Here is an 18,515-nt window from a genome sequence, read left to right as displayed (position 1 = left end):
GCGCGTCAATGCGAGCGAGCGATGTGACCCCGGGCTAATTCAGGCGTTCACGGCGCGTATACCAGAGGCCCGCCCAAAACGCAGCACTCCCTGATCATCTGCATGGCGAAGCAAACGACCGGTATGCCAGAGGTGATTGAGGTGAGCCACACATTCCGCCAGCGCGAAAAAGGTCTGGTACAGATCGAAATCCCGACCAAACAGGATCGGGATCAGCTCAAAAGCCGTGCGCGGCTGTTCACACGAATCCACCAGCAGCTGCAAGCGCTCCTGATGATGCAGACGCAAGGCTTCAACGCGTGGCTGGATGCCACGGAAAGGCCGGCCATGGGACGGCAACACCAGCGTGTCTTCAGGCAAGGTTTCGAAACGGGTGATCGAGTCGAGGAATAACTGGACCGGATCACCTTCCGGCTCCGCTGGCCAGCTGCCGACGTTGGTGCTGATGGTGGGCAGCAGCATATCGCCCGCGATCAACACCCGTTTCTCTGCACAGTAGAGGGCTGCATGTTCAGGAGAGTGTCCGTAGCCGATGATGACCTCCCAGCGAGCGCCACCCATATTCAGCATCGAGCCCTCACGCAGCCGGTGGTAGCTCGCAGGCAGGCTGGGAACGCCCCGGGTGTAGCTGTTGCCTCCTGACAGCAGCAGATGGCGGGTCTCCTCCGAAATGCCATGGCGATGAAAATGCGCGGCCAGCTCCTCCCCCGAGAAGCCACCGAGATCGCGCCAGACCAGATGCGCCGCAAAGTATTCCCCGGCCGTCATCCAGACAGGCACCTCGAAACGGCAGGCCAGCCAGTCGGCCAGACCGATATGGTCGGGATGATCGTGCGTCACCACAATCCGGCGCACCGGGCGCCCGGCCAGCTGCGTATCGAAGATCTGCTGCCACAGGGCGCGGGTTTCGTCGCTACCGTAACCGCAGTCAACGATGGTCCAGCCATCGCCGTCATCCAGCAGCCAGAGGTTGATATGCGAGAGCTGGAACGGCAGTGGCATACGCAGCCAATACACGCCCGGCGCAACAGGCAAGATGGTGCCTGGGTCAGGCAGGGTGCGATCAAAGGGGTAGTCGAGTTCTGTCATACAAAGTTGTGCGGTACGGCAAGGTAAGCCATTATGAATCGAGCTTTCGATCTACCGCGAATATTTCCAATCTGCCGCAAACGTCTGCCGGCCCGCGCAGACCCGCCTTTTCATGACAGATAACGACACCCCCCACTACACCATTACCCAGCTCGCCCGCGAGTTTGCCCTCACCACCCGCGCCATCCGCTTTTACGAAGATCAGGGCCTGCTGACCCCCGAGCGCAACGGCCGCACCCGCGTTTACAACAAGGCCGACCACACCCGCCTCAAATTGATTTTGCGGGGAAAACGACTGGGTTTTACCCTGCAGGAGATCCGCGAACTGTTCGGTTTGTACGATGCCGCCCGCGACGAGAAACCGCAGGCCGTGAAGCTGCTGGACTACCTGCATGGCAAGCGTTCTGCTCTGGAGCAACAGCTGCATGACATCCAGTCGGTGCTGGGTGAAATCGACGAGCTGGAGCGCCAGTGCCAGGAGCTGTTGGAGCGCTGAACCGGCCCGCACACTGCGTCATTTCAGCCACAATTGACGTTAACGTAAACGTCACTTACAGTTAACCCCAATTGCTCGGCACACTTCCAATTAGAATGCGGCTGTGCAAAATCTGTATCCAGGTTCGTATCAGACCAGAAGCCATCACGCCAAGGGGTGACGCCCTGCGGCGCAGGCCAAAGACAACGTGGCGCCGACCACGACCGACCACCTATGCGAATGCGCACTGGCTGCGCTTCAGGAGACCCCACCATGCTAATTCCCTCACTTAATTTCGGCCTCGGTGAAGAAATCGACATGCTGCGCGACGCCGTCCGCAACTTTGTTGATGCCGAGCTTGCCCCCCACGCTGCAGACATTGACCGCGACAATATTTTTCCTGCCCCCATGTGGAAGAAATTCGGTGATCTGGGCGTTTTGGGCCTGACGGTCGAAGAAGAATATGGTGGCGCCAATATGGGCTATCTCGCCCATATCGTGGCAATGGAAGAAATCTCCCGAGGCTCGGCTTCGGTCGGGCTGTCGTACGGCGCGCACTCCAATCTATGCGTCAACCAGATCCGCAAGAATGGCAATGAAGAACAGAAGCGCCGCTTTCTGCCCAAGCTGATTTCGGGCGACTACGTCGGCGCACTGGCCATGAGCGAGCCCAATGCCGGTTCTGACGTGGTCAGCATGAAGCTGCGTGCCGACAAACGCGGTGACCGCTACGTCCTGAATGGTTCGAAAATGTGGATCACCAACGGTGGCGATGCCGATGTGCTGGTGGTTTACGCCAAGACCGACGTCAACGCCGGCCCCAAGGGCATCACCGCTTTCCTGATCGAAAAAAGTATGAAGGGCTTCAGCTATGGCAGCAAGCTCGACAAGCTGGGCATGCGCGGCTCCAACACCTACCCGCTGTTCTTCGACGATGTGGAAGTGCCTGCCGAGAACATTCTGGGTGCCGAAGGTCGTGGCGTGAACGTGCTGATGAGTGGTCTGGATTACGAACGCGCCGTATTGGCCGGCGGCCCGCTGGGCATCATGGCTGCCTGTATGGACGCTGTTGTGCCCTATGTGCATGAGCGCAAGCAGTTTGGTCAGGCTATCGGCGAATTCGAGCTGATGCAGGGCAAACTGGCCGATATGTATGCCACCTGGAGCGCTTGCCGCGCCTATGTCTACACCGTTGGCCGGGCGCTGGATCGTGGCGAGACTACCCGCAAGGATGCTGCCGGCGCTATTCTCTATGCTGCCGAGAAAGCCACCTGGATGGCCGGCGAAGCCATTCAGACACTCGGTGGTAACGGTTACATCAACGAATACCCGGTCGGACGTCTCTGGCGCGATGCAAAGCTCTACGAAATCGGCGCAGGCACCAGCGAAATCCGCCGCATGCTGATCGGCCGTGAATTGTTCAACGAAACACGCTGACAGCCGGTCAACGATTCTGCATCGGATTGCGGCATGACGTGACACCCCTGCCCCGCACCGCCAACTCGGCCGGGGCAGACCCAAGACTGGAAGTACAGCAGCGAAGACCGCCACCACGCGGCGCGAAAGGAGACCTGTATGACCGCACTACCCCACCCCCTGCCCAGCTATGTCAGCGGCACCTCCAGCCAACCCCTGCTCGGCCAGACCATCGGCGCCAACTTCGATGCGGCGGCCGCCCGCTGGAGTGATCGGGAAGCGCTGGTCGTCCGCCATCAGCATGTTCGCTGGAGCTACGCCGAGCTCAAACAGAAAGTGGACGCCTGCGCCGCCCATCTGCTGGCGTTGGGATTGGAACCCGGAGACCGTATCGGCATCTGGGCGCCCAATTGTGCGGAATGGGTCGTCATGCAGTTCGCCACCGCCAAAGCCGGGCTGATCCTGGTCAATATCAATCCGGCTTACCGCGTCGCCGAGCTGGAATACGCCCTGAACAAGGTCGGCTGCAGTGCGCTGGTGCTCGCCCCGCGACTCAAATCCAGTGACTACCTCGCCATGCTGCACGAACTGGCCCCTGAGCTGGACCACGCCACACCGGGCCTGCTCAAGGCCGCGCGCCTGCCAGACCTGCGGGTCGTGATCCGCCTGGGCGATGCACACTCAGCCGGCATGCTGAATTTCTCCGGTCTGTTGCAAGCCGCGCCGGCAGAGGCCATGACACGGCTGGAGCAAGTTGCCGCGACGCTGCAATTCGATGATCCGATCAATATCCAGTTCACCTCGGGCACCACGGGTTTTCCCAAAGGCGCCACCCTCAGCCATCACAACATCCTCAATAATGGCTATTTCATTGGCGAGGCAATGAAACTGACCCCTGCCGACCGGCTGTGCATCCCGGTTCCGCTCTACCATTGCTTCGGCATGGTGCTTGGCAATCTGGCCTGCACGACTCACGGCGCCACCATCGTCTACCCCGATGAGAGCTTCGACCCGACAGCGGTACTCGAAACCGTGGTGGCCGAGCGTTGCACCGGCTTGCATGGTGTCCCGACCATGTTCATCGCCCTGCTGGGCCATGCCGACTTTACCCGATATGACCTTTCCACCCTGCGGACCGGCATCATGGCCGGCTCGCCGTGCCCGGTCGAAGTCATGAAGCGGGTGGTCAGCGACATGCATATGGCCGAAGTCACCATCGCCTACGGCATGACCGAAACCTCGCCGGTGAGCTTCCAGAGTGGCACCGACGAACCGCTGGATCGCCGCGTCTCAACCGTCGGCCGTATCCACCCGCACCTGGAAGTCAAGATTGTGGATGGTGAGGGCCGGGTCGTGCCGCGTGGCACACCGGGTGAGCTGTGTACCCGGGGCTATTCGGTCATGATCGGCTACTGGGCTGACGAGGCCAAAACCCGTGAAGCCGTTGATGCGGCTGGCTGGATGCATACCGGCGATCTTGGCGTGATCGACGCCGAGGGCTACTGCAATATCGTTGGCCGCATCAAGGATATGGTGATCCGGGGCGGTGAAAATCTATACCCACGGGAAATCGAAGAGTTTCTCTATCGTCATCCCAAAGTGCGCGATGTGCAGGTGGTTGGCGTGCCAGACCCCAAATATGGCGAGGAACTATGCGCCTGGGTCATTCTGAAGGAAGGCGAAGCCGCCAGCGATGAAGACATCCGTGCCTTCTGCCGGGACCAGATCGCCCACTTCAAGATCCCGCGCTACATCCGCTTTGTAGACAGCTTTCCGATGACCGTCACCGGCAAGATCCAGAAATTCCGCATGCGTGAAATCATGTCGGAAGAGCTGGGGCTGGTTGCCGCCGTCACCGCCTGAACCCATGCCGCCACGTCACGACATGACACCGCATTCGCTTCAGCGCCAGTTCTGGCTCACCGCTTGCAAGTCGGCCGGCATGCCGGTCGATACGCCGCACACCGTCTGGCATTTTGGTGATACCCCAGAGCTGGCACGTCAGCTCGGCTCCCTGGTGCGGTCCGGGGTGAAGACTGCCAGCTGCGGCCTCAAATACTGGGCCGACCAGGATCCGGCGAATCAGGGCACGGTCGGCGATGTGAGTCTGATCACCGACCATGCCGGGCACCCCTTGTGCGTGATTCGCCTGGTATCGGTGGTAGAGCATGCGTTGGGCGAAGTTCCGGAAGACTTTGCGCTGGCCGAAGGCGAAGGGGATTACGCAGCATGGCATGCCGCGCATCTCGACTACTTCAGCCGTACCCGGCCTGCCGATCTGATATTGGATGCACAGACCCCCTTGCTATGCGAGCGCTATGAGCTGCTCTACCCCACCGCAACCCCGACACTGGCGCTGAATGGGGCACGACTGCGGCCCTGGCAACTGGCCGACGCCCCGGCGTTGGCCCGCCACGCCAATAGCCCCAGAATCACCAGCTGGCTGGATGACCGCTTCCCTTCGCCCTACTCGCTTGCCGATGCCGAAGACTGGATTGGGGGTGGCTGGCTGGAAGTCAGTAGCTTCAACTGGGCCATCGAAGTGGATGGCGAAGCCGCCGGCAGTATTTCACTGACACAAGGCAGCGGGCACGCGGCCTGCAGTGCCAGCATCGGCTATTGGCTGACAGACAGCCGCTGGGGCCGCGGCATCGCCAGTGCCGCTGTAGGTGCCGTCAGCGACTTCGGCTTGCAACTGCGCGGCGTAGAACGAATCGAAGCTTATATATTCGATGGCAACCACGGTGCCGTGCGTACTTTGGAAGTCAATGGCTACGAGCACGAAGGCACGCTGCGCCGGAGCCTGCTCAAGGCTGGCAAGCCGATAGACCAGCATCTGTATGCACGTCTGCGCCCGGACATGGCGGCAGATGATCGCTTGGCGAGCGGTTTTCCGATGGGTACCTCCCCATCGCAACCCGCCACCAAGACCTGAAGCAACTAAACAGCACTCAGGTTTTGTAGACATTTTAATTTTTGCACCGCGTTTCAGCGGATTGAATGCCTGATGCAAGGCTCTGTTGACGTTTTGTTTCCGGTCGCGCCAGGCCGAGTTTTGGGGCAGGGCTAGGCAGGGTGAGTGAGGTTTAGCGAGCTAAATAAACGAACCCTAACGACGCCATGCCCCAAAAATCGACCCGGCCCGGAGGGTTTCGCCGGATTTGGGCCTGCTGCGGTGTTGAAAATCGCTTGCTTAGCCCACTAAGCGGCGCGCTTTTCGCCTTGCATCAGGCCCAAATCCGACGAAACGCGATCCGGAAATAAAATGTCAACAGAGCCTAGGCCCGAACAGTCGGCCCGGCACAACCGGAGAAAAACCGCAACAGCGCCCGACCCAATCGACCCGGACTGAACACCCCACAAGGAGACAACACATGAGCAACGACACCATCGTCATCGTATCGGCCGCCCGCACCCCGATGGGGGGCCTGATGGGCGACTTCAGCAGCCTGACTGCCTCACAACTGGGTGCAAGCGCCATCCGTGCTGCCGTCGAGCGTGCTGGCATCGCCGCCACCGACGTCGAAGAAGTGATCATGGGCAATGTACTGCCAGCAGGTCAGGGCCAGGCACCGGCACGTCAGGCGGCCCTTGGTGCCGGCCTGCCGCTGTCGGCCAACTGCACCACCATCAACAAGATGTGCGGTTCCGGCATGAAGGCCATCATGCTGGCCAACGATCTGCTCAAGGCCGGCAGCAATAGCGTGATGATCGCCGGCGGCATGGAAAGCATGAGCAATGCCCCCTATCTGTTGCCCAAGGCCCGTGGCGGCTTCCGCCTCGGTCATGGTGAAGTCAAAGACCATATGTTCCTCGACGGTCTGGAAGACGCCTACGATAAAGGCCGTCTGATGGGCACCTTTGCCGAAGAGTGTGCCAGCAAGTACAGCTTTACCCGTCAGGCACAGGATGAATTCGCCCTGACTTCGTTATCACGCGCGCAGTCGGCCGTGCAAGGTGGCTGGTTCCGCGATGAAATCGCCGCCGTCACGGTGGCGGGCAAGAAAGGCGATGTCATCGTCGATACGGACGAGCAGCCCATGAAAGCCCAGCCGGAAAAAATCCCTGGTCTCAAGCCCGCGTTCAAGAAGGACGGCACCGTCACCGCCGCCAACTCGTCGTCGATCTCGGATGGCGCGGCAGCACTGGTCTTGATGCGTGAGTCCGAAGCCCAGCGCCGTGGTCTGACGCCACTGGCCCGCATCGTTGGCCACGCCAGCCACGCTCAGGAACCGGGCTGGTTCACCACCGCCCCGGTTGGCGCCATGAAAAAGCTGTTCGAGAAGACCGGCTGGAGTGCCGACTCGGTCGATCTGTATGAAATCAATGAAGCATTTGCCGTGGTAACCATGGCTGCCATGCATGAGCTGGATCTGCCCGCCCACAAGGTCAATGTTCACGGCGGCGCCTGCGCACTGGGCCACCCCATCGGCGCATCGGGTGCGCGGATCGTGACAACGCTGATCTACGCACTGAAGAAGTATGGCAAGCAACGTGGCGTTGCCAGCTTGTGTATCGGTGGCGGTGAAGCCACCGCGCTGGCCATCGAGCTGATCTGATCAAACTGATCTGATCGGCCTGCCGCCAGGTGTCCGGCACGCGCTGCCGGATACCTGCGGCTTTCGGCGGGCGCCTGCGCGGCAGGTGCGCCCCGTCGGCACAGCAGACCGATCTGGAGGTGGATCATGAACCCTTTACGACATTCTTTACTGGCAGCCGCCAGCCTGTGTCTGGCCTCGACCGGCATGGCCAATCCCCTGCGGGCCGTGATTTGCGAATGCGACTCGCCGCCAATGGTGGAATTCGCCGATGTCGCGCGCAGCAAGCCTGCAGGCGGGCTGATCAAGGATATGGTCGATCTGATCGCCGGCCAGCTGAAGATGCCCACACAGTACATCGTGCTGTCACGCCGACGGGTCGATCTGGCCTTGCGTCAGGGGCATGTCGATCTGGTCTGTTTCACCTCCAGGCAATGGACCTCGCAGCCCGAAGACCTGCTCTGGACCGGCCCGACCGTACCGCAGGTTGAGCGCATCCTGCTGCATCGTCAGGACAAGCTGGATGTCCGTGGTTATCAGGATCTGCGTGGTCTGAATATCGGCTTGATGCTGGGTTTTCATTACCCGCCGCTCGAACCCATGCTGCGTGACGGCAGCCTCCGGGCCACCTACCAGACCGACCATGTCGCGAACTTCCGTCTGCTGGAGCGGCATCTGGTGGGTGCCGTCATCAGCACTGACCTGCAGATAGCGCTGTACCTGAAAAACAACCCGGAAGCCAAGAGCCAACTGGTGATGAGTGATCTGGTGTTTTCCACCACGCCTACCGAATGTGCGATTCCGAAAGCCAGCCCGATCAACGCCAACAAGGTGATTCAGGCTGTGCAGCAGCTGCGTGAGCGCGGTGCATTCGACCAGCTGATGGAAACCTACCGGTCACCCTTGCAGTGACCCCGACGTAACCTTGATTGATACCTGCCGTGACAGATTCCAGCCCTCTGTACTTTGAAGACCTGAACCCTGGCCGGGTATTCCGCGCCGGCCCCATCCATGTCGACTCCGCCGAAGTCGCGGCCTTTGCCGGCCGCTACGATCCCCAACCGTTTCACCTTGATCCGGTTGCGGCCGAGGCCAGCGTGTTCGGCAGTCTGGTGGCCTCGGGCTGGCAGACCGCCGCCCTGACCATGCGGATGCTGGCCGATTCCGAGCTGTCCCGGATCGCCAATGGCCTGGTCGGCCTGCAGATCGACAAGCTGATGTGGCATCGCCCGGTCAAGCCCGGCGACACCCTGACGGCCGAATTCGATGTATTGTCGCGCAAGCGCTCACAGTCACGGCCCGGTTTCGGTGTCGTGCAACTGGCATGGCGTACCTTCAACCAGCATGGCGAGCTTGCCATGAGTCTGGAAAACGCGATCTGGGTCCAGGCCCGAACGGAGACTGTCTAGCATGACCCTCACCATATACGGCACCGCCCGCTCCCGCGCCTTCAGGGTTCTGTGGGCGGCCGAAGAACTGGGTTTGACCTACCAGCACGAGCCCATCGACTGGCGCGAAGCCTCTGCCAACCCGGTATACCTGCGCATCAATCCGGCCGGGAGTATCCCGGCCATTGATGATGCCGGCTTTGTCATGGCCGAATCGCTGGCCATCAACGTCCATCTTGCCCATAAGACCGGCCGCCTGCTGCCCGAGGCCCCTCATGCCGAATCGCTGTTGTGGCAGTGGACACTCTGGGCCGCCACCAGCCTGGAAGCCCCCTATACCCGCTGGGCCAGCCATAGCCTGTGGCTGCCCGAAAGCCTGCGCGACGCCGATAAAGCCCAGCTGGCGGCACAGGAACTCACCCGCCCGTTTGACCGGCTGGAACTGGCACTGACCGGCCGAGACTGGCTGATCGGCAATACCTTCAGCATCGCTGACCTCAACGTGGCCAGCGTTATCAACCTCATTCACAAGATGGACCTGGGCCGTTGGCCGAATCTGGCGGAATGGCTAAGCCGCTGTCTGGCAAGGCCCGCCTACGCAGTTGCTGCCAGCCGGGCCTGAGCGCCGTTTTTTCCGATTAATGTCGTTTACAGCTGTTTTCAGCCCTTCACAGGAGTAAGCCGTGATCCTCGATCAAGATCACCAGATGATCCGCGACGCCGTTCGCGCTTTTGCCCAGGAGTCCCTCTGGCACACCGCCGGCCTGCGCGACGAAACCCACGCTTTTCCGTATGACGAAATTGCCGTCGCGGCCGAGCTGGGGCTGATGGGTCTCACCATCCCGACCGAATGGAACGGCGCCGGGCTGGATTACCTGGCCGCCGCCGTGGCCATCGAAGAACTGGCTGCCGGCGATGGCGCCTTTTCGACCATCGTCTCGGTACACAACTCTGTCGGCTGTGGTCCTATCCACGCTTTCGGCAGTGATGCTCAGAAAGACAAATACCTGAAGAAACTCGCCAGCGGCGAATGGATCGGGGCATTCTGTCTGACCGAGCCGCAGGTCGGCTCGGATGCCGGCGCCATCAAGACCCGGGCCGTGCTCGATGGCGACCACTACGTGCTCAATGGCGCCAAACAGTTCATCACCAACGGCAAGAACGGCAGGATCGCTATCGTCATTGCCGTCACCAACCCGGAAGCCGGCAAGAAAGGCTTGTCCGCATTCATCGTCCCGACCGACACTCCCGGCTATATCGTCTCGCGCATCGAGAAAAAGCTCGGCCAGAACGCCTCGGACACCTGCGCAATCGTCCTCGACAACTGCCGGGTGCCGGTTGCCAACCGCCTCAGCAATGAAGGCGATGGTTACAAGATTGCACTGTCGTCGCTGGAGTCCGGCCGTATCGGCATCGCTGCCCAGGCGCTGGGCATGGCACGTTCGGCCTATGAGTGCGCGCTGCGCTACAGCAAGGAACGCATCGCCTTTGGCAAGCCCATTTACGAACACCAGGCCGTCAACTTCCGGCTGGCTGACATGGCCACGCGTATCGAAGCCGCCCGCCAGCTGATCTGGCACGCCGCCGTGCTGAAGGATGCCGGCCAGCCCTGCCTGAAGGAAGCATCAATGGCCAAGCTGTTTGCCAGCGAAATGGCCGAGCAGGTCTGTACCGATGCCATCCAGATTCATGGTGGCTATGGTTTCCTCTGCGATTTCCCGGTCGAGCGCATCTATCGTGATGTGCGCGTGTGCCAGATCTACGAAGGCACCTCCGACATCCAGCGCATCGTCATCGGCCGCGCCATCGGCAACGAGGTATAAGCCCCATGTTTGCCAATACCCCCAAACCGCCTTATTACGCCGTAATCTTTACCAATCAACGCGCAGCAACCGACCCGGAAGGCTATGGCCTGACCGCAGAACGCATGGTCGAACTCGCAGCCCAGCAGCCTGGCTTTCTCGGCGTGGAATCGGTGCGGGGGGCTGACGGCTTCGGCATCACGGTCAGCTACTGGGAAAGCGAAGCGGCCATTGCCGGCTGGAAGGCGCATGCCGAACACCAGATAGCACGGGAAAACGGCCGTGGCCGCTGGTATCGCGCCTTTACCACCCGTGTTGCCAAGGTCGAACGTGCTTACAGTTTCGATACTGAGCGTTTGGACACCTCAACCGCCCCATCTGAAGAATCGTCTCAGCAATGAATACCATTCCGAGTCAGGTCAACCCCAAATCCGAGCAATACAAGGCCAATCATGCGGCGATGGCTGCACTGGTGGCCGATCTGCGCGAAAAAGTCGCTCAGATTGAACAAGGCGGCGGTGAAACCGCCCGCAACCGCCACACCGCCCGTGGCAAGCTGCTGCCACGCGACCGTGTCGCCCAGCTGCTCGACATCGGCTCGCCCTTTCTGGAAGTCGCCCAGCTGGCCGCCTGGGACCAGTACGACAATCAGGTGCCCTCCGCCGGATTGATTGCCGGTATCGGCCGGGTCTCTGGCGTCGAGTGCATGATCATTGCCAACGATGCCACAGTGAAAGGCGGCACTTACTACCCGACCACCGTCAAGAAGCATCTGCGGGCGCAAGAGATTGCCGCCGCCAATGGCCTGCCCTGCATAGCCCTGGTTGACTCCGGAGGCGCCAACCTGCCCAATCAGGACGAGGTTTTTCCGGATCGCGACCACTTCGGTCGCATCTTCTACAACCAGGCCAATCTGAGTGCGCAGGGCATCCCGCAGATTGCCGCCGTGCTCGGCTCCTGCACAGCGGGCGGCGCCTATGTGCCGGCCATGTCCGACTACTCGGTCATCGTCAAGAATCAGGGCACGATTTTCCTGGCCGGCCCCCCCTTGGTGAAAGCCGCAACCGGTGAAGTCGTCACCGCCGAAGAACTCGGTGGCGCCGATGTTCACGCCAAAATCAGTGGCGTCGCCGACTACTATGCCCTCAACGATGCGCACGCGCTGGATCTGGTGCGACGTGTGGTCGCCAATCTCAACTGGAAAAAAGCCATGCCGGTGACCACCCGGCCGGTCGAGGCGCCCAGATACGACGCGGACGAGCTGTATGGCATCGTCGGTGCCGACCTGAAAAAGCCTTTCGATATCCGCCAGGTCATTGCCCGCATCGTCGATGGCAGCCGCTTCGATGAATTCAAGGAGCATTACGGCACCACCCTGGTAACGGGCTTCGCCCATATCCACGGCTACCCGGTCGGCATCGTCGCCAACAATGGCGTGCTGTTTTCCGAATCAGCCATGAAGGGCGCCCACTTTATCGAGCTGTGCTCGCAGCGTGGCATTCCCCTGGTCTTCCTGCAGAACATCACCGGTTTCATGGTAGGCCGCCAATACGAAGCCGAGGGGATCGCCAAGCACGGCGCCAAAATGGTCACGGCAGTGGCAACCAGCAAGGTACCCAAGTTTACGGTGATCGTGGGTGGCAGCTTCGGTGCCGGCAACTACGGTATGTGTGGTCGTGCCTACAACCCCAATTTCCTCTGGATGTGGCCCAATGCGCGAATCGCCGTGATGGGGGGCGAGCAGGCAGCAGGGGTGCTGGCCCAGGTTCGGGAAGAAGGTCTTGCCAAACAGGGCAAGACACTGAGCGATGAAGAGCGCGAAGCCATCAAGAAACCGCTGCGCGAACAGTTCGATGCCCAGAGCCATCCCTACTATGCGACCAGCCGTTTATGGGATGACGGCATCATCGACCCGAAGGACACGCGCATGGTGTTGGGATTGGCTATTTCAGCCAGCTTGAATAAAACACTGGAAGAAACCAAGTTTGGTGTGTTTAGAATGTAGCGTCACTGAGTGAACGTCGGGCGGGAATCCTTGTGATGTCTGACATTACCTGACTGTCATTCACTCAGCGGAATCCTTCAATCACATTGATGCAGTGCGCAAAATTGTGAGATGGCGGATTCGGATGTCAACACAGAAGCCCCGGACAGTGCCGCAGGACCGAGACCAGCCTGCCGCACTGTTCAAAAGTGGTTTGCACCCTGCGCTCACGCGCATCCGGCAGGCCGCTTCACCGGCAAGATGGGCTTGAGGGAGACGATTAGAACCTGATCCAAATGGCGAGACAGCTGTCAAATCAGGCAGGTCTGCACATTGCACGTCCTCCGGCTGATGTGGGTACATCCCCGGCATGACACGGACTTTTCGAGCGTACGTTGGCGCGCCACGCGACAACGTACCACTCCCGATGTCCGCGCTGCCGGCATGGCATTTCGTTGATTCGTTAATGCTTGGAGGACATGAAAGATGATTCGTCAACTGATCGCTCGCACCGCAATTTGCACCGCCTGTAGTCTTGGTATCGCTCACGCCGACATCGTCGTGGGTCAATCCACCCCGCTCAGCGGCGCTGTCGGCGATATGGGCAAGGGCCTGATGGCCGGGGCCCGAGCTTACATCGAAGCCGTCAACGCCAAAGGCGGTATCAGCGGGGAAAAGCTCAGGCTGGTTACGCTGGATGACCAGTACAAACCCGACAACACCGTGACAAACACCCACACCCTGCTGGAAAAGGAAAACGCACTGATTCTGACTTCGTATCTGGGTACGGCCACCACCGGCGAGTTGCTGAAGAGCAAGTTGCTCGACACCAACAAAGTCGCGCTGGTTGGCACATTGACGGGGGCATCGAACCTGCGCGAGAGCCCATCCAATGTGTTTCACCTGCGTGCCAGCTACGCCGACGAAATCGTCCGCATCGTCGATATCCTCAAAGGCATGGGTCTGGTGGATGTCGCGGTCTACCACGAAAGCGGCGTATTCGGCATGGGCGGCAAGGAAGCGCTGGAAAAGGCGCTGACCACCAACAAAATGCCGCTGGTCGATGCGGCGAGCTACGACAACAAGCTGAACGACGGCAAGCCTGCCGCAGTCAAGCTGGCGCAGAGCCGGGCATTGGCGATCGTGATGATTTCCTCGCTGAAACCCACCGTCAGCTTTGTGCGTGAATACCGGCAAGCCGGCGGCACCGCACAGCTGTTTCACCTCTCGACCGTCAATTACGAGAACCTGGTGAAAGAACTCGGTCCGCAGCTGGCCCACGGCATCGGCATCGCCCAGATTGCGCCCTACTTCGATAACACGCGCATTGCCGTCATCCGCGAGATGCACGATGCCATGAAGAAATACACGCCGGAAACCAAGCCCAGCTATTACACACTGGAAGGTTTCATCAACACCAAGGTGGCTGTGGAAGCCATCCGCCGTGCGGGTGGGCGTTCGGCCAACCGGGCGACTGTACTCAAGGCCATGGAAGAAATGGGCAAAGTCGATATCGGTGGCTATACCGTTGACTTTGACCGTCGCAACCAAGGCTCACGTTACGTCGAGCTGACCATGATCGGCGCCGATGGCCGATTGGCGCATTAAGAGTGCCCGTCATGCCGAACCCGCCCGTGATCAAAGGTCAGTGCCTGTGCGGCGCGATTGAATTTGAAGTGACGCCGCCCAGCCTCTGGGCGGCACATTGCCACTGTACGCAATGCCGACGTTCGCACGGCGCGGCCTTTGTCACCTGGTTCGGCATCGCAGAGTGTCGCCTGCACATTCATGATGACCAGAACCTGCTGCACTGGCATCAATCGTCAGCAGCTGCCCGTCGCGGCTTTTGTCGCGACTGTGGCAGCCGGCTGTTTTTTCAATCCAGCCGCTGGCCAGGGGAAATGCACATCACCCTGGCCAGCCTGCTCACTCCGCTCGACCGCGAGCCCACTGCGCATGTGTTCTGGGATAGCCATGTCAAGTGGGCACCAACCGTCGATCAGCATCCGCACTACGGGGGCGAATCCGGCACCGAACTGCTGGACGACGCCGGAAAATAACCAGGCCCCGCCAACGGCGAGCCTACACCCGGCATCACCGACCGAATCAGTCCGGCACCGCCGGACAACCGACCAGAAGAGGGAAACATCATGACCGCCAATCTCGACATTCAGACCGACGCCCGTGGCGTTGCCACGGTCTGGCTCAATCGCGCCGATCTGCACAACGCTTTTGATGACGGACTGATTGCCGACCTGACCCACACCTTCGCCGGACTCGGGCAAGACCCGACGGTGCGGATCGTGGTTCTGGCCGGGCGCGGCCGCAGCTTCTCTGCAGGCGCCGATCTGAACTGGATGCGCCGCATGGCCAGCTACGGCGAGACCGAGAATTACAACGATGCCATGGGCCTGGCCCGGCTGATGCAGACACTCGATAGCCTGCCCAAGCCCACGATTGCGCGGGTGCAAGGCGCAGCGTTTGGCGGCGGCGTCGGGCTGGTTGCCTGCTGCGACCTCGCCGTGGCCGCACCCGAAGCCAGCTTCTGCCTGAGCGAAGTCAAACTGGGGCTGATTCCCGCTGTGATCAGCCCCTATGTAATCGGCAAGATCGGCAAATCGGCCGCTCGCCGTTATTTTCTGACCGCCGAGCGCTTCAATGCAGAAGAAGCATTGCGGCTTGGCCTGATTCATGACATCACCCCCGCTGATTCTCTCGATGACACCGTCGAAGGCTGGATTGCCGCCCTCCTGGGCAACGGCCCGCAGGCCATGGCCGCCGCAAAGCGCCTGATCGCCAACGTCAGCGACCGGCCGGTGAACGAAGCCTTGATCGACGACACCGCCCACAGCATCGCCCGCATCCGCTCCTCCGCCGAGGGCAAGGAAGGCGTCAGCGCTTTTCTGGAAAAGCGCAGCGCCAGCTGGGTAAAGCCTCACTAGGCTCTGTTAGCCGTAGAACCCAAACCAGACCGACCACATCAGAAACCCGAGTTTTCCATGTTCAAGAAGATCCTGATCGCCAACCGAGGCGAAATCGCCTGCCGCGTTATCAAAACTGCCAAGTTGCTGGGCATTCGCACCGTCGCAGTCTACTCGGATGCCGATGCCGATGCGCGGCATGTCAAGCTGGCCGACGAAGCGTACCGGCTTGGCCCGGCAGCGCCCAAAGAGAGTTATCTGAAAGGTGAACTGATACTCGACATCGCACGCCGGTCAGGCGCGCAAGCCATACACCCCGGCTATGGCTTTCTATCGGAGAACGAAGACTTTGCAGCGGCCTGCGAAGCCGCTGGTGTCGTTTTTATCGGCCCACCCGCCTCGGCGATTGCCGCAATGGGATCGAAATCGGCCGCCAAAGCGCTGATGGAAAAAGCCAGCGTACCGCTCGTGCCGGGGTATCACGGCGATGATCAGTCGGACGACCTTCTGCAGCGCGAAGCCAACCGGATCGGCTATCCGGTACTGATCAAGGCCAGCGCAGGCGGCGGCGGCAAGGGCATGAAGATTGTCGAGCGGGCAGAAGACTTCGCCGGTCAGCTGGCATCGGCCAAACGTGAAGCACTCGCCAGCTTCAGCGACGACAAGGTGCTGATCGAAAAGTACCTCACCAAACCACGCCATATCGAGATTCAGGTTTTTGCCGACACGCAGGGCCATGCCGTCTACCTGTTCGAGCGCGATTGTTCGGTGCAGCGCCGGCACCAGAAAGTACTGGAGGAAGCACCCGCCCCCGGCATGACCGAGGCACGTCGCCGCGAGATGGGCGAAGCGGCCGTCGCCGCTGCCAAGGCGATTGGCTATGTTGGCGCGGGCACGGTCGAGTTCATTTTCGACACACTCACCGGCGCCTTCTATTTCATGGAAATGAACACCCGGCTGCAGGTGGAACACCCCGTCACCGAGATGATCACCGGTCAGGATCTGGTCGAATGGCAGCTGCGGGTGGCGTCGAAGCAGCGCTTGCCCCTCTTGCAGGACGAGCTGGCGATTCGTGGCCATGCCTTCGAAGCCCGTATCTACGCCGAAGACCCAGCCAATGACTTCCTGCCCGCCATCGGCCATCTGGCCCACTTGAAGACCCCGCAGGAGACCGCGCTGGTGCGGGTGGATTCAGGTGTTGTCTCGGGCGACAGCATCAGCCCGTACTACGACCCGATGATCGCCAAACTCATCGTCTGGGGCGAGAACCGCGAGGCGGCGCTGGCGCGTCTGCGTACTGCGCTGGCCGACTATGAAATCGTCGGCCTGACGACCAATCTGGCTTTCCTGCAGCAACTGGCAGCCCACCCAGCCTTTGCCGCCGCCGAGCTGGACACCGGCTTTATTGCTCGCCATCGCGATGCCTTGATTCCCCCGCCGCCCGAGCCCGACGCCGAGTGGCTGGCTCTGGCCGCACTGGCCGAGCTGGCGCGCATCGAGCGTGAGCGCGAAGCCTGCCGTAGCCGCTCAAACGATGCCGAATCGCCCTGGCATGCCACCACCGGCTGGCGGCTGAATCAGGATAGCCGCAACGCGCTGCACTTCCGGCACGGCGACAAGGAATATGCCGTCATGGCTTACTTTCGACGGGGCCATTACCAGCTGGACATCGGCGATCGCCAGATCATCGCCAGTGGGGATCTGAGTGTTGATGGTCGCCTGTATGCCGACCTCGACGGCCGCCGCCTCAGTGTCAGCGTTGTCCGCCGCCCGGACTGCCTGACACTGGTACGAGAAGGCACCAGCATCGCCCTGGAGCCCTTCAATCCGCTGCTGGCGGGCTTGCAGGCAGAGGCCGAAACCGGCGGGCTGACCGCACCGATGCCAGGAACGGTGGTTGCCGTGCTGGCGCAGGTTGGCGACACCGTGGAAATTGGCTCACCTCTGTTGATCCTGGAAGCAATGAAGATGGAGCACACCATCGCCGCGCCCGCTGCCGGCAAGGTCGAGGCCGTCTATTATCAGCCTGGCGAGCAGGTCAGCGCCGGCACCGTCCTGGCGAGCGTCGTGTGAGTGTCAGCACCCGCCTGTTCCGCCGTAGCGTCACCCTGACTCTGGTGACGCTGTGGGCGTGCGCAGCCAAGGCGCTGACCATCAACGAACCCGGTTTCGGGCTGACACTGGAAGCCCCGGATGACGCCAGTGTGGTCAGCGCCCCTTCCGGCGCCGAAACCCAACCGTTTCTGGCCTCTTTCCAGACAGAAGCGGGTGATGGTTTCTGGATCAGCGGCTTGCGCACCCGTGACCAGCGTTATCGGCTGCCAGGGCCAACGCTTCGCAAGCAGCAACAAAAGCTTGCCGAGCAAAGTAATGGCATCCGGGCCCTGCCACGGCCCCGCAGCTTCATATTCGGCGGTCGCCGCTTCGAGGTGCTGACCCAGATCGCCCGCAACAAAACCGACTGGCCACCGCAATCCCATGTCCTGCCGGTGCTGCCACCCCCGTCCCAGATGGTGGTAACGCATTTGCTGCTGCCGGCTTGGGGAGAAGACTGGAGCCGTTTACTGACCATTCGCATCGAAAGCCGGCGCAGCAAGCCGCTCAGCGATGCCGAACTGGCAGACAAATTGAATGCCATGGCACTGCGACTGACGGACTAGGTTCTGTTGACGCAAGGTTTACAGTCGCGCCGGGCCGAGTTTTGGGGCAGGGCTAGGCAGGGTAAGCGCGGTTTAGCGAGCTAAATGAGCGAACCCTAACGACGCCTCGCCCCAAAAATCGACCCGGCCCGGAGGGTTTCGCCGGAAAACGGCCTGGCCCTGTGTTGCAGAACGTTTGCATAGAATGACTATGCGGCACGCTCTGCGCCTTGTTCCAGGCCGTTTTCCGGCGAAACGCGATC

17 protein-coding genes are annotated in these 18,515 nt (G+C 60.9%); 16 read left to right on the top strand and 1 reads right to left on the bottom strand.

The features are described 5' to 3' along the window. Positions 1–39 precede the first annotated feature (39 nt). Positions 40–1,089: an MBL fold metallo-hydrolase gene (locus PZA18_RS17285; RefSeq protein ID WP_284102125.1), complete on the bottom strand. Its 1,050-nt coding sequence runs from the start codon at positions 1,087–1,089 to the stop codon at positions 40–42. Positions 1,090–1,201: 112 nt separating this feature from the next. On the opposite strand from PZA18_RS17285, the gene PZA18_RS17280 reads away from it, so the two are divergent. The 16 genes from PZA18_RS17280 to PZA18_RS17205 all read left to right on the top strand — a co-directional run bounded on the left by PZA18_RS17280 (position 1,202) and on the right by PZA18_RS17205 (position 18,273). Continuing rightward, the gene (locus PZA18_RS17280) at positions 1,202–1,585 is read left to right on the top strand and encodes a MerR family transcriptional regulator (protein ID WP_284102124.1); all 384 of its coding nucleotides are present in this window, start codon (positions 1,202–1,204) and stop codon (positions 1,583–1,585) included. Between the two features lie 252 nt (positions 1,586–1,837). Next, complete coding sequence (locus PZA18_RS17275; RefSeq protein WP_284102122.1) at positions 1,838–3,001, top strand: isovaleryl-CoA dehydrogenase; 1,164 nt, start codon at positions 1,838–1,840, stop codon at positions 2,999–3,001. A 138-nt stretch (positions 3,002–3,139) separates the two neighbouring features. Continuing rightward, on the top strand, positions 3,140–4,843 hold the full coding sequence (locus tag PZA18_RS17270; RefSeq protein ID WP_284102121.1) for an AMP-binding protein: 1,704 nt from the start codon (positions 3,140–3,142) through the stop codon (positions 4,841–4,843). 22 nt (positions 4,844–4,865) lie between these two features. Then, positions 4,866–5,915, top strand: a complete 1,050-nt coding sequence (locus tag PZA18_RS17265) for a GNAT family N-acetyltransferase (RefSeq protein ID WP_284102120.1) — start codon at positions 4,866–4,868, stop codon at positions 5,913–5,915. A gap of 439 nt (positions 5,916–6,354) precedes the next feature. Beyond that, positions 6,355–7,539: an acetyl-CoA C-acetyltransferase gene (locus PZA18_RS17260; protein ID WP_284102119.1), complete on the top strand. Its 1,185-nt coding sequence runs from the start codon at positions 6,355–6,357 to the stop codon at positions 7,537–7,539. Between the two features lie 126 nt (positions 7,540–7,665). Continuing rightward, positions 7,666–8,430, top strand: coding sequence for a substrate-binding periplasmic protein (locus PZA18_RS17255; protein WP_284102118.1), 765 nt, complete (start codon positions 7,666–7,668; stop codon positions 8,428–8,430). Positions 8,431–8,459: 29 nt separating this feature from the next. Continuing rightward, positions 8,460–8,927, top strand: coding sequence for a MaoC family dehydratase (locus tag PZA18_RS17250; RefSeq protein ID WP_284102117.1), 468 nt, complete (start codon positions 8,460–8,462; stop codon positions 8,925–8,927). Position 8,928: 1 nt separating this feature from the next. Further along, positions 8,929–9,528, top strand: coding sequence for a glutathione S-transferase family protein (locus PZA18_RS17245; RefSeq protein ID WP_284102116.1), 600 nt, complete (start codon positions 8,929–8,931; stop codon positions 9,526–9,528). A gap of 61 nt (positions 9,529–9,589) precedes the next feature. Beyond that, positions 9,590–10,729 (top strand): acyl-CoA dehydrogenase family protein, encoded by a 1,140-nt coding sequence (locus PZA18_RS17240; protein ID WP_284102115.1) that lies wholly within the window; start codon positions 9,590–9,592, stop codon positions 10,727–10,729. A 5-nt stretch (positions 10,730–10,734) separates the two neighbouring features. Beyond that, positions 10,735–11,109, top strand: coding sequence for an antibiotic biosynthesis monooxygenase family protein (locus PZA18_RS17235; RefSeq protein ID WP_308447415.1), 375 nt, complete (start codon positions 10,735–10,737; stop codon positions 11,107–11,109). Next, positions 11,106–12,713, top strand: coding sequence for a carboxyl transferase domain-containing protein (locus PZA18_RS17230; protein WP_284102114.1), 1,608 nt, complete (start codon positions 11,106–11,108; stop codon positions 12,711–12,713). Before PZA18_RS17235 ends, PZA18_RS17230 begins: the two co-directional genes overlap by 4 nt. Before the next feature lie 465 nt (positions 12,714–13,178). Beyond that, complete coding sequence (locus tag PZA18_RS17225; RefSeq protein WP_284102113.1) at positions 13,179–14,300, top strand: ABC transporter substrate-binding protein; 1,122 nt, start codon at positions 13,179–13,181, stop codon at positions 14,298–14,300. 11 nt (positions 14,301–14,311) lie between these two features. Then, positions 14,312–14,752: a GFA family protein gene (locus tag PZA18_RS17220; RefSeq protein ID WP_284102112.1), complete on the top strand. Its 441-nt coding sequence runs from the start codon at positions 14,312–14,314 to the stop codon at positions 14,750–14,752. 90 nt (positions 14,753–14,842) lie between these two features. Next, positions 14,843–15,634: an enoyl-CoA hydratase/isomerase family protein gene (locus PZA18_RS17215; RefSeq protein WP_284102111.1), complete on the top strand. Its 792-nt coding sequence runs from the start codon at positions 14,843–14,845 to the stop codon at positions 15,632–15,634. 57 nt (positions 15,635–15,691) lie between these two features. After that, positions 15,692–17,686 (top strand): acetyl/propionyl/methylcrotonyl-CoA carboxylase subunit alpha, encoded by a 1,995-nt coding sequence (locus tag PZA18_RS17210; protein ID WP_284102110.1) that lies wholly within the window; start codon positions 15,692–15,694, stop codon positions 17,684–17,686. Further along, entirely contained in the window at positions 17,683–18,273 is a 591-nt protein-coding gene (locus PZA18_RS17205) for a hypothetical protein (RefSeq protein WP_284102109.1), read from the top strand. Before PZA18_RS17210 ends, PZA18_RS17205 begins: the two co-directional genes overlap by 4 nt. Positions 18,274–18,515 lie beyond the last annotated feature (242 nt).

The sequence above is a fragment of the Parachitinimonas caeni genome (assembly GCF_030129945.1).
GTDB lineage: Bacteria > Pseudomonadota > Gammaproteobacteria > Burkholderiales > Chitinimonadaceae > Parachitinimonas > Parachitinimonas caeni.
The sequence above is the reverse complement of the archived record's forward strand: the minus strand, read 5'-3'. Positions and strand labels throughout refer to the sequence as shown.

What these genes read in the sequence shown, in the direction of transcription:
- PZA18_RS17285 (WP_284102125.1), bottom strand. Translation starts at nt 1,089, where the DNA reads ATGACAGAACTCGACTACCCCTTTGATCGCACCCTGCCTGACCCAGGC.
- PZA18_RS17280 (WP_284102124.1), top strand. Translation starts at nt 1,202, where the DNA reads ATGACAGATAACGACACCCCCCACTACACCATTACCCAGCTCGCCCGC.
- PZA18_RS17275 (WP_284102122.1), top strand. Translation starts at nt 1,838, where the DNA reads ATGCTAATTCCCTCACTTAATTTCGGCCTCGGTGAAGAAATCGACATG.
- PZA18_RS17270 (WP_284102121.1), top strand. Translation starts at nt 3,140, where the DNA reads ATGACCGCACTACCCCACCCCCTGCCCAGCTATGTCAGCGGCACCTCC.
- PZA18_RS17265 (WP_284102120.1), top strand. Translation starts at nt 4,866, where the DNA reads ATGACACCGCATTCGCTTCAGCGCCAGTTCTGGCTCACCGCTTGCAAG.
- PZA18_RS17260 (WP_284102119.1), top strand. Translation starts at nt 6,355, where the DNA reads ATGAGCAACGACACCATCGTCATCGTATCGGCCGCCCGCACCCCGATG.
- PZA18_RS17255 (WP_284102118.1), top strand. Translation starts at nt 7,666, where the DNA reads ATGAACCCTTTACGACATTCTTTACTGGCAGCCGCCAGCCTGTGTCTG.
- PZA18_RS17245 (WP_284102116.1), top strand. Translation starts at nt 8,929, where the DNA reads ATGACCCTCACCATATACGGCACCGCCCGCTCCCGCGCCTTCAGGGTT.
- PZA18_RS17235 (WP_308447415.1), top strand. Translation starts at nt 10,735, where the DNA reads ATGTTTGCCAATACCCCCAAACCGCCTTATTACGCCGTAATCTTTACC.
- PZA18_RS17230 (WP_284102114.1), top strand. Translation starts at nt 11,106, where the DNA reads ATGAATACCATTCCGAGTCAGGTCAACCCCAAATCCGAGCAATACAAG.
- PZA18_RS17225 (WP_284102113.1), top strand. Translation starts at nt 13,179, where the DNA reads ATGATTCGTCAACTGATCGCTCGCACCGCAATTTGCACCGCCTGTAGT.
- PZA18_RS17220 (WP_284102112.1), top strand. Translation starts at nt 14,312, where the DNA reads ATGCCGAACCCGCCCGTGATCAAAGGTCAGTGCCTGTGCGGCGCGATT.
- PZA18_RS17215 (WP_284102111.1), top strand. Translation starts at nt 14,843, where the DNA reads ATGACCGCCAATCTCGACATTCAGACCGACGCCCGTGGCGTTGCCACG.
- PZA18_RS17210 (WP_284102110.1), top strand. Translation starts at nt 15,692, where the DNA reads ATGTTCAAGAAGATCCTGATCGCCAACCGAGGCGAAATCGCCTGCCGC.